This window comes from Xanthomonas sp. NCPPB 4467 (assembly GCF_041475665.2).
In the GTDB taxonomy this organism is placed as follows: Bacteria; Pseudomonadota; Gammaproteobacteria; order Xanthomonadales; family Xanthomonadaceae; genus Xanthomonas; species Xanthomonas dyei.
The window spans coordinates 2,495,448-2,508,168 of sequence record NZ_CM191260.1 but is presented as its reverse complement, the minus strand read 5'-3'; the positions used below and the strand labels follow the sequence as shown (position 1 = coordinate 2,508,168).

At 65.2% G+C, this 12,721-nt stretch carries 9 protein-coding genes; 5 read left to right on the top strand and 4 right to left on the bottom strand.

Annotated features, from left to right (window positions below; genetic code table 11):
* The first annotated feature begins 70 nt into the window (after positions 1–70).
* The 4 genes from ACCQ06_RS10940 to ACCQ06_RS10925 are packed head-to-tail and all read left to right on the top strand — an operon-like array spanning position 71 to position 4,979.
* Positions 71–937: a CheR family methyltransferase gene (locus ACCQ06_RS10940; RefSeq protein ID WP_104615491.1), complete on the top strand. Its 867-nt coding sequence runs from the start codon at positions 71–73 to the stop codon at positions 935–937.
* Positions 934–1,530, top strand: coding sequence for a chemoreceptor glutamine deamidase CheD (gene cheD, locus ACCQ06_RS10935; protein ID WP_005993860.1), 597 nt, complete (start codon positions 934–936; stop codon positions 1,528–1,530). Before ACCQ06_RS10940 ends, cheD begins: the two co-directional genes overlap by 4 nt.
* Positions 1,527–2,603 carry a protein-glutamate methylesterase/protein-glutamine glutaminase gene (locus ACCQ06_RS10930; protein WP_104615490.1) on the top strand — a complete coding sequence of 359 codons (1,077 nt, stop codon included), beginning with the start codon at positions 1,527–1,529 and terminating at the stop codon, positions 2,601–2,603. Before cheD ends, ACCQ06_RS10930 begins: the two co-directional genes overlap by 4 nt.
* A 6-nt stretch (positions 2,604–2,609) precedes the next feature.
* Entirely contained in the window at positions 2,610–4,979 is a 2,370-nt protein-coding gene (locus tag ACCQ06_RS10925; protein ID WP_104615489.1) for an EAL domain-containing protein, read from the top strand.
* Positions 4,980–5,275: 296 nt separating this feature from the next.
* Here the strand turns inward: ACCQ06_RS10925 and ACCQ06_RS10920 are convergent, their stop codons facing one another.
* From ACCQ06_RS10920 to ACCQ06_RS10905, 4 genes are all read right to left on the bottom strand, one after another.
* The gene (locus ACCQ06_RS10920; protein ID WP_316692414.1) at positions 5,276–6,091 is read right to left on the bottom strand and encodes an alpha/beta fold hydrolase; all 816 of its coding nucleotides are present in this window, start codon (positions 6,089–6,091) and stop codon (positions 5,276–5,278) included.
* Between the two features lie 192 nt (positions 6,092–6,283).
* A complete protein-coding gene (gene acnB / locus ACCQ06_RS10915) occupies positions 6,284–8,875 on the bottom strand; it encodes a bifunctional aconitate hydratase 2/2-methylisocitrate dehydratase (RefSeq protein WP_316692413.1) in 2,592 nt (863 codons plus the stop codon).
* 65 nt (positions 8,876–8,940) lie between these two features.
* Positions 8,941–9,351 (bottom strand): type II toxin-antitoxin system VapC family toxin, encoded by a 411-nt coding sequence (locus ACCQ06_RS10910; RefSeq protein ID WP_011259444.1) that lies wholly within the window; start codon positions 9,349–9,351, stop codon positions 8,941–8,943.
* Entirely contained in the window at positions 9,348–9,596 is a 249-nt protein-coding gene (locus tag ACCQ06_RS10905; protein ID WP_016903180.1) for an AbrB/MazE/SpoVT family DNA-binding domain-containing protein, read from the bottom strand. Before ACCQ06_RS10905 ends, ACCQ06_RS10910 begins: the two co-directional genes overlap by 4 nt.
* 147 nt (positions 9,597–9,743) lie before the next feature.
* On the opposite strand from ACCQ06_RS10905, the gene acnA reads away from it, so the two are divergent.
* A complete protein-coding gene (gene acnA, locus ACCQ06_RS10900) occupies positions 9,744–12,512 on the top strand; it encodes an aconitate hydratase AcnA (RefSeq protein ID WP_104615485.1) in 2,769 nt (922 codons plus the stop codon).
* The last annotated feature ends 209 nt before the right edge of the window (positions 12,513–12,721 follow it).

Genomic DNA, 12,721 nt, shown 5'->3' with positions numbered 1-12,721 from the left:
AGATAGCGATGGATTGGTGCTTCAGTTGGACGGCCACATGGCCGATACCACGTTATAGCTCCCGACGTGTATGGATATGACGACTACGACTCCCGCTTCAGACACGCGCGAATTCGATTTCGGCGACCGCGACTTCAAGCGCGTTTGCGACCTGATTTACCAGCGCGTCGGCATCTCGCTGGCACCGGCCAAGCGCGACATGGTGTACGGCCGCCTGTCGCGCCGCCTGCGCGTGCTCGGGCTGCGCTCGTTTCGCGAGTACATCGACCAGCTGGAAGCCGGCAACGACGAAGAAGAATGGCAGGCGTTCACCAACGCACTGACCACCAACCTGACCTCGTTCTTCCGCGAGCCGCATCACTTCGACAAACTGCGCGAAGAGTTGCAGAAGCGCGCCTCGCAGGCGCCCCTGAAGATCTGGTCGTGCGCCGCCTCCACCGGCGAGGAGCCCTACTCCATCGCCATCACCGCCTGCGAAGCATTCGGCACGCTGACCCCGCCGGTAAGCATCGTCGCCACCGACGTCGACACCCAGGTGCTGGAAACCGCCTCGCGCGGCGTCTACGCCATCGACCGCGTCGCCTCGCTGGATGCGGCGATCAAGCGCAAGTATTTCCAGCGCGGCAGCGGCGCCAACGAAGGCAAGTGCCGGGTCATCCCGGCGCTGCGCCAACTCATCGAATACCGCCAGTTGAATCTGCTGTCACCGCGTTACGACGTCGGCGGCCCGTACGCGGCGCTGTTCTGCCGCAACGTGATGATCTATTTCGACAAACCGACCCAGCGCGGCATCCTGTCGCGTCTGGTCAGTCACATGGGCGACGACGGTCTGCTCTATACCGGGCATTCGGAGAATTACCTGCACGCGGCCGATCTGATCCAGCCGTGCGGGCGCACGCTGTATCGGCGTGCCCCGCGTACGGGGGCATCTGCATGAGTACCGCCGTGCAAGTCGACGACGTGATGCGCTACCGCGATTCGCGGTTCCAGACCATCACCGCCAAGCTGCTGCCTACCCAGTATCTGGTGGTGGACGACGACACCGCGTTGACGACCACCTTGGGATCGTGCGTTGCGGCCTGCTTGCGCGACCCGGTGCTCAAGATCGGCGGCATGAATCACTTTCTGCTGCCCGAAGGTCAGGTCGGCGACGGTGCACCGGCGCGCTACGGCAGTTATGCGATGGAGTTGCTGATCAACGACATGCTCAAGCGCGGCGCGCATCGCAAACGCATCGAAGCCAAGGTCTTCGGCGGCGCCAACGTGCTCAAGGGCTTCACCAGCAACCCGGTCGGCACCCGCAACGCCGAGTTCGTGCGCCAGTACCTGCAGGCCGAACACATCCCCATCATTGCCGAAGATTTGTGCGGCATCCATCCGCGCAAGGTGTGGTTCTTTCCGACGACCGGCCGGGTAGTCGTGCAGCGCTTGCCGCATGCGCACGAAGCCGAAGTCGCCGCCACAGAATCGGCCGTGCGCGCCCGTCTGTCCAAAGCACCGGTCACCGGTGGAGTGGAGTTGTTCGAATGACGCTGGAAACTCCCGTTCGTGTACTGATCGTCGACGACTCGGCGGTGGTCCGTCAGATGCTCACCGAGATCCTCTCGCGCGATCCCGGTATCGAAGTCATCGGCTCGGCCGCCGACCCGATCCTGGCGCGCGAGAAGATCAAACGCCTCAACCCGGACGTGATCACGCTGGACGTGGAAATGCCGCGCATGGACGGCCTGGTGTTTCTGGAAAACCTGATGCGTCTGCGCCCGACGCCGGTGGTGATGATCTCATCGCTCACCGAGCGCGGCGCAGACACCACCTTGCAGGCTCTGTCGCTGGGTGCGGTGGACTTCGTGTCCAAGCCCAAGATCGACGTCGTGCGTGGGCTGGAAGGCTATGCCGAAGAAATCGTCAGCAAGGTCAAGATGGCCGCCAAGGCCAAGGTCAGCGCGTTGCATCGCCCCAGCACGCCTAAGGTGACCCTGGACATGCAGGCCGCGCCGGTAGCCGGCAGCGCGCTGCGCTTCCGCACCACCGACCGGCTGATCGCCATCGGCGCCTCCGCCGGCGGCACCGAAGCCCTGCGCGTGGTGCTCGAACACATGCCCGCCGATGCACCGGCGGTGGTGATGACCCAGCATCTGCCGGCCAGCTTCAGCACCGCATTCGCCGAGCGCCTCAATCGCCACTCGGCGATGTCGGTGCGCGAGGCCAGCGACGGCGAAGCGATCCTGCCCGGCCACGCCTATCTGCCGCCGGGCGGCCAGCACCTGCGCATCATTCGCGACGGTGCGCGTTGGCGCTGCCGTATCGACGATGGCCCGCCGGTCAACCGCCACAAGCCGGCCGTGGATGTGCTGTTCCGCTCGGTTGCCGCCAACGCCGGCCCCAACGCGGTCGGCGCCATTCTCACCGGCATGGGCGACGATGGTGCGCGCGGCCTGCTGGAAATGCTGCAGGCCGGCGCGCCCACGCTGGTGCAGGACGAAGCCAGCAGCGTGGTCTGGGGCATGCCCGGTGCCGCTTACAAGCTGGGCGCCGCCCAGGAAGTGGTACCGCTGGACCGTGTCGCCGAACGCCTGATCGCACTGTCGGCACAAGCGCGCTGATCGCACATGCGCGCCCCGCCCCCGCATCCGACCGATCTGCCGCCGCACGCCGGCGCACCGGACACCGTCGCGAGCACGGCGACGGATGCATGGGCGACAGCGGAGCTGGTCGGCGATACGTCATCGGTCGGCCCATTCGACCAGGCGCGCACGGCCGGGCAGATCAGGCCCGCCCCGCTCACCGCCGGTATGGCCAAACCCGGCGAAGCGCCGGACGAGCGTCGTTCGCGCCTGCTGGCCGAAGCGCTGGATGGCAGCAGCAGTGCCATCCTCATCTGCGATCTGCAATCTCGCCTGCTCTACGCCAACGATGGCTTCCAGCGCATGTTCGGCTACACCGAAGCCGAGGTGGTCGGCCAGCGCCCGTCGGATGTGTTGACCCGCGCGCAGAGCGATCAGGGCCAGATTGCACGCATCCGCGATCGCGCCGATGCCTTGCAGCAGACCCGTGCCGACTTGCTGGTCTATCGCAAGGACGGCTCGCCGTTGTGGATCTCGCTCAATTTCAACCCGATCTACGACGCCGGACATAATCCATCGCATTACGTGGCGGTGCTGACCGACATCACCGACACCAAGATGCACGAAGTGCTGCAGCACCGCGTGCTGGAAGCGCTGGTGCAGGAGCGCCCGCTGATCGAGGTGATGACGCTGATCTGCACCGAGGTCGAACGCATCGCGCCGGAGGTGTTGGCGACCGTCATGAGCGCCGATCCCCAGGGCTGCCTGCATTCGCTGGCCGCGCCGAGTCTGCCGCCCGAGTATGCCGACGCCGTCAACGGTCTGAAGATCGGCCCCAGTGCAGGCGCCTGCGGTACCGCGGCCTGGCGCGGCCGTGCGGTGATGGTGGAAGACATCGCCACCGACCCGTTGTTCACCGGCTACCGCGACCTATTGATCCCGATGGGTCTGCGCGCCTGCTGGAGCACCCCGATCCGCGCCAATAGCTCGCGCGTGCTCGGCACCTTCGCGCTGTATTACCGCAAGCCGCAACGTGCCGATGCCTGGCACGTACGGCTGACCGAACTGTGCCAGCAGCTGTGCACGCTGGCACTGGAGCGCGAGCAGATCCGTCAACGCGTGCATCAACTCGCGTTCTACGACGCGCTGACCGGCCTGCCCAACCGCATCATGTTCAGCGCGCGCGCCGAGCAGGCGCTGACCCAGGCCGAATACGCCGCCGAGCCGGTCACGTTGATGTTCATCAACATCGACCGCTTCAAGCTGATCAACGACAGTCAGGGCCATTCGGCCGGCGACGGCCTGCTGCGCGACATCGCGCTGCGCATCGGCGACCAGCTCGCGGCCACCGCCATGCTGGCGCGCGTGGCCGGCGACGAATTCGCACTGGCCCTGCCGCAGTGCAGCGCCGAGCAGGCCAGCGCCGCGGCCGAGCGTCTGCTTGGCACCATCGCCGGCCCGCTGTCGGTGGGCCATATGACCGTGCATCCCTCGGCCAGCATCGGCGTGGCGATGTTTCCCGAAGACGGGCGCGACATCAACATCCTGCTGCGGCATGCCGACCTGGCGATGAATCGCGCCAAGAAGGAAGGCGGCGGACGGTTCCGCTTCTTCAGCTCCGACATGAATCGCATGGCGCAAGAGCGCGTGGCGCTGGAAGCGGAACTGCGCCAGGCCATTGGCCGCGACCAACTGCAGCTGCACTACCAGCCGCAACTGCATAGCGCCGCGCCGCACGCGCTCTACGGCGTGGAAGCGTTGCTGCGCTGGAATCATCCGCAGCTGGGCGCCATTTCGCCCGCACGGTTTCTGCCGGTCGCCGAAGAGCAAGGCATGATGCCGCAGCTCAACGCCTGGGTTCTGCGGCGCGCCTGCGAACAGGTGGCCGACTGGCGTCTGCGCGGCGTGCCGGTCACGCGCGTCTCGGTCAATCTGTCGGCCAGCGGCTTCGAAAGCCCGCGCATGCTCCCCGACCTGCTTCGGTTGATCGCCGACACCGGCGTGCAAGCGTCCGACCTGACCCTGGAATTGACCGAAAGCGTGATGCTGTCCGGCCAGCCGGGCGTGCTGGAAAACCTGCACGCCATCCGCGAAGCCGGCATTTCGTTATCGCTGGACGACTTCGGCACCGGTTATTCCAGCCTGAGCCATTTGCACCGCCTGCCGATCGACGAACTCAAACTGGACATGAGTTTCGTACGCGATATCGAACACAGCGAAGACGCACGCGCCCTCACCACCTCGGTGCTGCGCATCGGCGAACACTTGCGCAAGCACGTCGTCGCCGAAGGCGTCGAAAACGAAGCACAGCGCCTGTTCCTGGCCGACCTGGGCTGCGAAGTCCTGCAGGGCTACCTGTTCTCGCGGCCCCTCCCGGCCCCGGCACTGGAAGCCTGGCTAAGCGCGCAACCGTAACCACGCAACATCCAGACGACCGCAGGCCTTACGCGACCGCAGCGCGTAGACGGCTGCAGCGCTTACAAGCCCCTCTCCCACCGGGAGAGGGGTTGGGGTGAGGGTACGGCCACCCACAAATCCCGCCGAAACCTACCCTCATCCGCCCTACGGGCACCTTCTCCCGACGGGAGAAGGAAACACATCTGAAGCTCCGACGGGAGAAGGAAGCAGCTACAAGCCATCTCACCCTATCGAAGCGGGCTGGGGAGTAAAGGCACGCGCGTCATTCCACGCGCTCCCTGCCCGCTCCAAGCTCACGACAAGGTGCGTTTGAACCACCCGAGCAACTGCGCGTTGACGAACGCCGGGTTTTCCAGCGATGCGATATGCCCGGCATCGGGCACCAGCTCGTAATCGCAGCAGATCGCTTCGGCCATCATCCACAACTCTTCAGGCGGCCGCGCAATATCTGCATCGCCACCGAGCAGGAAGGTATTGGCGGGATCCAGCCCAGACAGGGCATCCAATCGGTCGGCACGGCCGAAGACCAACCGGCCAAGCGGCACGATCGATGTGCGTAGCTGCTCGGCGGTCATCGCCGCCAGGCGCTGCGCGAACGCGGCCGGCAATGCCGAGGTCAGATCGATGCCGGGGCGGAAGAAGATCGGCACGATCGCCTCGATCAGCGCAGGCGTCACCTGCCCGGCCGCCTCGATCGCATCCAGCATGCCGAAGTAACGCGCACGCGTGGCCCGCGGCTCGGCGCCCAGGAAGGTATCCATCAACACCAGGCTGCGCACGCGCTCCGGCGCCATCAAAGCAAGCTCGGCGCCCCACATACCGCCCACCGACAGACCCACCACCGCGCACTGCGGCAGCGCAAGCGCGTCCAGCAGACCAAGCATCTGCCGGGCAAGATCGTCGATTGCCTGCGTGCCTTGCGGCAATTCACCCGATTGCCCGTGACCCCACAGCTCAGGAACGATCACCTGGTAGTGCTGCGACAGCGCCTGAATCTGCGGCTCCCACATTGCTGCGTCCCACAGGTAGCTGTGGCCGAGCAGGATCGGAAACCCGTGACCGTGCTGCGTGTAATGGAGTGTTTGACCTGCGATCGTGCAAGAGGGCATCGGCATCGACATAAATGGGAGGGCGGCCGAACTCTAGACCTCTGCACTTCAGAATTTTGTTGCGGTGCGACAAATGGTTTAACTGCGATTTGTTTTGACGCCATCACGCTCCAAACGACGCGAAGTCATTGCCCGATAAACGAAAAACGCCCGGCACTGCCGGGCGTTTTGGGGTGCACCTGATCCGCTGGATCAGGCCGCGACGGTGTCCGCCACGTCCTGATATTCCTGGATTTGATCGAAGTTCATGTAGCGGTAGATCTGCTCGCCACTGGTCTTGATCACGCCCACATCGGCCATGTACTCGTCCTTGGTCGGAATCCGGCCCAGGCGCGAGCAGATCGCCGCCAGTTCCGCCGAGCCCAGGTACACATTGGTGTTGCGGCCCAGACGGTTGGGGAAGTTACGCGTGGAGGTGGAGAACACCGTGGCGCCCTCGCGGGCCTGCGCCTGGTTGCCCATGCACAGCGAGCAGCCCGGCATTTCCATGCGCGCACCCGCCGCACCGAAGGTGCCGTAATGGCCTTCCTTGGTCAGCTCGGAGGCGTCCATCTTGGTCGGCGGTGCCACCCACAGGCGGGTCGGGATGTCGCGCTTGCCTTCCAGCAGCTTGGCCGCGGCACGGAAGTGGCCGATGTTGGTCATGCACGAGCCGATGAACACCTCGTCGATCGCCGCGCCGGCCACCTCGGACAGCGTCTTGACGTCGTCCGGGTCGTTCGGGCACGCCACGATCGGCTCATGGATGTCGGCCAGGTCGATCTCGATGACCGCCGCGTATTCGGCATCGGCATCGGGCTGCAGCAGCTGCGGGTCGGCCAGCCACTCTTCCATCTTCTTGATCCGGCGGCCCAGGGTGCGCGCGTCGGCATAGCCTTCGGCAATCATCCAGCGCAGCAGCGTGATGTTGCTGGTCAGGTATTCGATGATCGGCGCCTTGTCCAGGTGCACGGTGCAACCGGCCGCCGAACGCTCGGCCGAGGCGTCGGACAACTCGAACGCCTGCTCCACCTTCAGGTTCGGCAAGCCTTCGATTTCCAGGATGCGGCCGGAGAAGATGTTCTTCTTGCCCTGCTTGGCCACGGTCAGCAGACCGTCCTTGATCGCGTACAGCGGGATCGCGTTGACCAGATCGCGCAGAGTCACGCCCGGCTGCATCTCACCCTTGAAGCGCACCAGCACGCTCTCGGGCATATCCAGCGGCATCACGCCGGTGGCGGCGGCAAACGCCACCAGGCCGGAGCCGGCCGGGAACGAGATACCGATCGGGAAACGGGTGTGCGAGTCGCCGCCGGTGCCCACGGTGTCGGGCAGCAGCATGCGATTGAGCCAGCTGTGGATCACGCCATCGCCCGGACGCAGCGACACGCCGCCACGGGTGGAGATGAATTCCGGCAGCGTGTGGTGGGTCTTGACGTCCACCGGCTTGGGGTAAGCCGCGGTGTGGCAGAACGACTGCATCACCAGATCGGCCGAGAAGCCCAGGCAGGCCAGGTCCTTCAGCTCGTCGCGGGTCATCGGGCCGGTGGTGTCCTGCGAGCCCACCGAGGTCATCTTCGGCTCGCAATAGGTGCCCGGGCGCATGCCCTGGCCTTCCGGCAAACCGCAGGCGCGGCCGACCATCTTCTGCGCCAGCGAGAAGCCCTTGCCGGTGTCCGGCGGGTCCATCGGCAGGCGGAACAGATCCGAGGCCGGCAGGCCCAGGAACTCGCGCGCCTTGGCGGTGAGGCCACGGCCCACGATCAGCGGGATGCGGCCACCGGCGCGTACTTCGTCGAACAGCACGTCCGACTTCATCGCGAACTCGGCAATCACCTGCCCGTTCTTCAGCGCCTTGCCGTCATACGGACGCAGCTCGACCATGTCGCCGTGCTCCATCTGCGACACGTCCAGCTCGATCGGCAGCGCGCCGGCATCTTCCATGGTGTTGTAGAAGATCGGGGCGATCTTGCTGCCCAGGCACACGCCGCCGAAGCGCTTGTTGGGGATGTACGGAATGTCTTCGCCGGTCCACCACAGCACCGAGTTGGTCGCCGACTTGCGCGAAGAACCGGTCCCGACCACGTCGCCCACATAGGCCACCAGATGGCCCTTGTCCTTGAGGTCGGCAATGGCCTGGATCGGGCCACGCTTGCCGTCTTCTTCCGGCACGAACGCCGCGCCTTCGCGGGTGTTCTTCAGCATCGCCAACGCATGCAGCGGGATGTCCGGGCGCGTGGTCGCATCCGGGGCCGGCGACAGGTCGTCGGTGTTGGTCTCGCCCGGCACCTTGAACACGGTGACGGTCAGGCTCTGCGGCACTTCCGGCTTGCTGGTGAACCACTCGCCCTCGGCCCAGCTCTGCAGCACGGCCTTGGCGTGCGCATTACCGGCGTCGGCCTTTTCCTGCACGTCGTGGAAGGCATCGAACACCAGCAAGGTGTGCTTGAGCGCCTCGGCGGCGGTGGCACCCAGCTCGGCGTTGTCGAGCAGGTCGATCAGCGGCTGGATGTTGTAGCCGCCCAGCATGGTGCCGAGCAGCTCGGTCGCACGCGTGGGGTTGATTAGCGCGGTTGTCTCGGTGCCGAACGCCAGCGCGGCCAGGTACGAGGCCTTGACCTTGGCAGCGTCGTCGACGCCGGCCGGCACGCGCTGGCTGAGCAGCTCGACCAAAAAGGCGTCTTCGCCGGCGGGCGGAGCCTTCAACAGCTCGATGACCTCGGCGGTCTGCTGCGCGGTCAGCGGCAGCGGCGGGATACCGAGCGCGGCGCGCTCTGCAACGTGGTGGCGGTAGGCTTCCAACATGCGGGTTCTCCAAAAGGACAGCAGTGAATGTGTAAAAACGTCAGACGTGGATCAGAAGGCGTGGATCAGGCAACGGGCTTGGGGACGGTGATCTTCAAACCCTTGAAGTAGTCGCGGAAGAAGCCCTCGTCGCGGGTGATCAACCCGTCGCACTGGAGCATCGCGTGGGCGCCGATCAGAAAATCCGCCACCACCCGCTCGCGCTTGCCGCCACGTGCACGGAAGCGCTTGTTCATATGGCCGGCGCGCACCGCCGCCGCTTCCTGGGTGGCTTCGTAGCGCACCCCGATCGAGGCCAGGGTTTCCATCAGGTCGACCTGGGTGTCCAGCATGGCCAGCACTTCGGCCACCACCGCATCGCAGACCACGACTTCGTCGCGCGCCAATGCATCGCCGATGCAGATTTCCGACACCTCGCCATACACCGGGTCGCCGATGAGGATGTCCAGCAACACCGAGGAATCCAGGGCGATCATGGGTCGAACGGGTCCCCGGGCGCGCGGCCGCGGATGGCGCGCATGGCCTCGTCGGTGCTGGTCAGGCCATCGACCAGCTTGAACTTGCCGCGCACCTTGCGCAGCGCTTCGCTGACATCTTTACGCAAGATGATGCGCCCACCATCGAGTTCGATCTTGAGGGTGGTGCCCTTGGTCAGGCCCAGGGCATCGCGCACGGCCTTGGGCAGCGTGATCTGTCCGCGTTCGGCAACGGTGGCTTCCATGAGCATGCTCCAGAAAGTATGCATGCATGATACGTACTTGGACGGTCGTACTCAAGCAGGCAGATCGACTCGGACACACCGTGCGTACACACTGAATCGCTCAGAATAAGCGCCTACCTAAAGCCTTCGACGCCATAGGAGTGATGCATGAGCGATTCCTTTTCCACCCGCGCCTCGTTCGAGGTCCACGGCAAGCGCTACGACTATTACAGCCTGCCCAAACTGGGCGAGCGCTTCGATATTGCCCACCTGCCCTACTCGATGAAGATCCTGCTGGAGAATCTGCTCCGGCACGAGGACGGCGGTGTGACCGTCGGCAAGGACCACATCGAGGCAGTGGCAAAATGGGACCCCAAGGCCGAGCCTGATATCGAAATCGCCTTCATGCCCGCGCGCGTGGTGCTGCAGGATTTCACCGGCGTGCCCTGCGTGGTCGACCTGGCCGCGATGCGCGATGCGGTGGTCAAGCTGGGCGGCGACGCCGACCAGATCAACCCGCAGATTCCCTCCGAGCTGGTCATCGACCACTCGGTGCAGGTGGACGTGTTCGGCAAGCCCGACGCGCTCGACCTCAATGGCAAGATCGAATTCCAGCGTAACCAGGAACGCTACGGCTTCCTGCGCTGGGGCCAGAAGGCGTTCGAGAACTTCAAGGTGGTGCCGCCCAATACCGGCATCGTCCACCAGGTCAACCTGGAAAATCTCGCCCGCGTGGTGATGAGCGCGGACAAGGACGGCACCCTGGTCGCCTATCCCGACACCGTGTTCGGTACCGACAGCCACACCACCATGATCAATGGCATTGGCGTGCTGGGCTGGGGCGTCGGCGGGATCGAGGCCGAGGCCGCGATGCTGGGCCAGCCCTCGTCGATGCTGATTCCCCAGGTGGTGGGCTTCAGGCTCACGGGCAAACTGCCCGAAGGCGCCACCGCCACCGATCTGGTGCTCACCGTCACCCAGATGCTGCGCAAGGCCGGCGTGGTGGGCAAGTTCGTCGAGTTCTTCGGCGAGGGCCTGCAGCACCTGCCGCTGGCCGACCGCGCCACCATCGGCAACATGGCACCGGAATACGGCGCCACCTGCGGCATCTTCCCGGTCGACGAAGAATCGCTGACCTACCTGCGCCTGTCCGGCCGCAGCGAAGAGCAGATTGCGCTGGTGGAGGCCTACGCAAAGGCGCAGGGCCTGTGGCACGACGCCACCACCCCGCCGGCGCAGTACAGCGCCACGCTGGAACTGGACATGGGTGAGGTCAAGCCGTCGCTGGCCGGCCCCAAGCGTCCGCAGGACCGCGTGCTGCTGGAAGACATGCAGTCCAACTACCGCGAAAGCCTCAAGCCATTCGCCGAGGCGCGCAGCAAGCGGCTGGGCGACATCAAGCAGGAAGATCGCCTGAAGAACGAAGGCGGCGGCGGAACCGCAGTCGGCGCCAAGGCGGCCCATGCCGAAGGCGCGGCCGACAGCGGCGCCGGCTGGCAGCTGCGCGATGGCTCGGTGGTCATCGCTGCCATCACCTCGTGCACCAACACCTCCAACCCGGCGGTGATGCTCGGTGCCGGCCTGCTGGCACGCAACGCGGCCGCCAAGGGCTTGAAGGCGCAGCCGTGGGTCAAGACCTCGCTTGGGCCGGGCTCGCGTGTGGTTACCGATTATCTGAGCAAGGCCGGCGTGCTGGCCGACCTGGAAACGCTCGGCTTTTACGTGGTTGGCTACGGCTGCACCACCTGCATCGGCAACTCCGGCCCGCTGCCGGAAGACGTGTCCGCCGCGATCGCCAAGGACGATCTGGTTGTCGCATCGGTGTTGTCTGGCAACCGCAACTTCGAAGGCCGCGTGCATCCCGAAGTCAAAATGAATTATCTGGCCTCCCCGCCGCTGGTCGTCGCCTATGCGATCGCCGGCACCACCGACATCGACCTCACCACCGAGCCGCTGGGCACCGGTAGCGACGGTCAGCCGGTCTACTTGCGCGACATCTGGCCGAGCAACAAGGAAATCGGCGACACCATCGCCGCGACCGTTGGCCCGGAGATGTTCAAGCAGAACTACGCCGATGTGTTCAAGGGCGATTCGCGCTGGAACACCATCGCCTCTCCCGATGGCGCGTTGTACGAATGGGATGCCGCATCCACCTACATCAAGAACCCGCCCTACTTCGATGGCATGACCATGCAGGTCGGCCATGTGGAGGACGTGCACGGCGCGCGCATCATGGGCCTGTTCGGCGACTCGATCACCACCGACCACATCTCGCCGGCCGGCAACATCAAGAAGGATTCGCCTGCAGGACGCTTCCTGCAGGAACGCGGCGTACAACCAGCCGACTTCAACAGCTACGGCAGCCGCCGCGGCAATGACGATGTGATGGTCCGCGGCACCTTCGCCAACATCCGCATCAAGAACCTGATGTTCGGTGGCGAAGAAGGCGGCAACACGCTGTATTACCCAGCAGCTGGCGGTCAGCCGGAAAAGCTGGCGATCTACGACGCGGCGGTGAAGTACAAGGCCGATGGCGTGCCGTTGGTGGTGCTGGCCGGCAAGGAATACGGCACCGGCTCCTCGCGCGACTGGGCGGCCAAGGGCACCAACCTGCTGGGGGTCAAGGCGGTGATCGCAGAGAGCTTCGAGCGCATCCATCGCTCCAACCTGGTCGGCATGGGCGTGCTGCCGCTGCAGTTCCTGGAAAACGAAAACGCGCAGACGCTGGGTCTGGATGGCTCCGAGGTCTTGGACATCACCGGCCTGCAGGATGGCGCCAGCCGTCGTGCCACCGTCGATGCCAGGAAGTCCGATGGCAGCGTCAAGCAGTTCCAGGTCAAGGTGCTGTTGCTGACGCCGAAGGAAGTGGAGTACTTCAAGCACGGCGGCCTGTTGCAGTACGTGCTGCGCCAGCTGGCTGCACGCAAGACGGCCTGATCCTTGGCGTCTTACGCTGGACCGACATTCCCGCCGATTGGCGGGAATGTCGTGTCTGGGTCCGGTGCCGGTGTGACCGGAGCCAGACGCATGCCGCGGGCTGCCGATGCACTGCTCGTGCTTGGCAGGCAGCAACGCATTCGTCTACTGCGTCGTCGCCTCATGTTGCGGCTCGTTTCTCGTGGTTGGTGGCGTTGTGGTCCGCATGC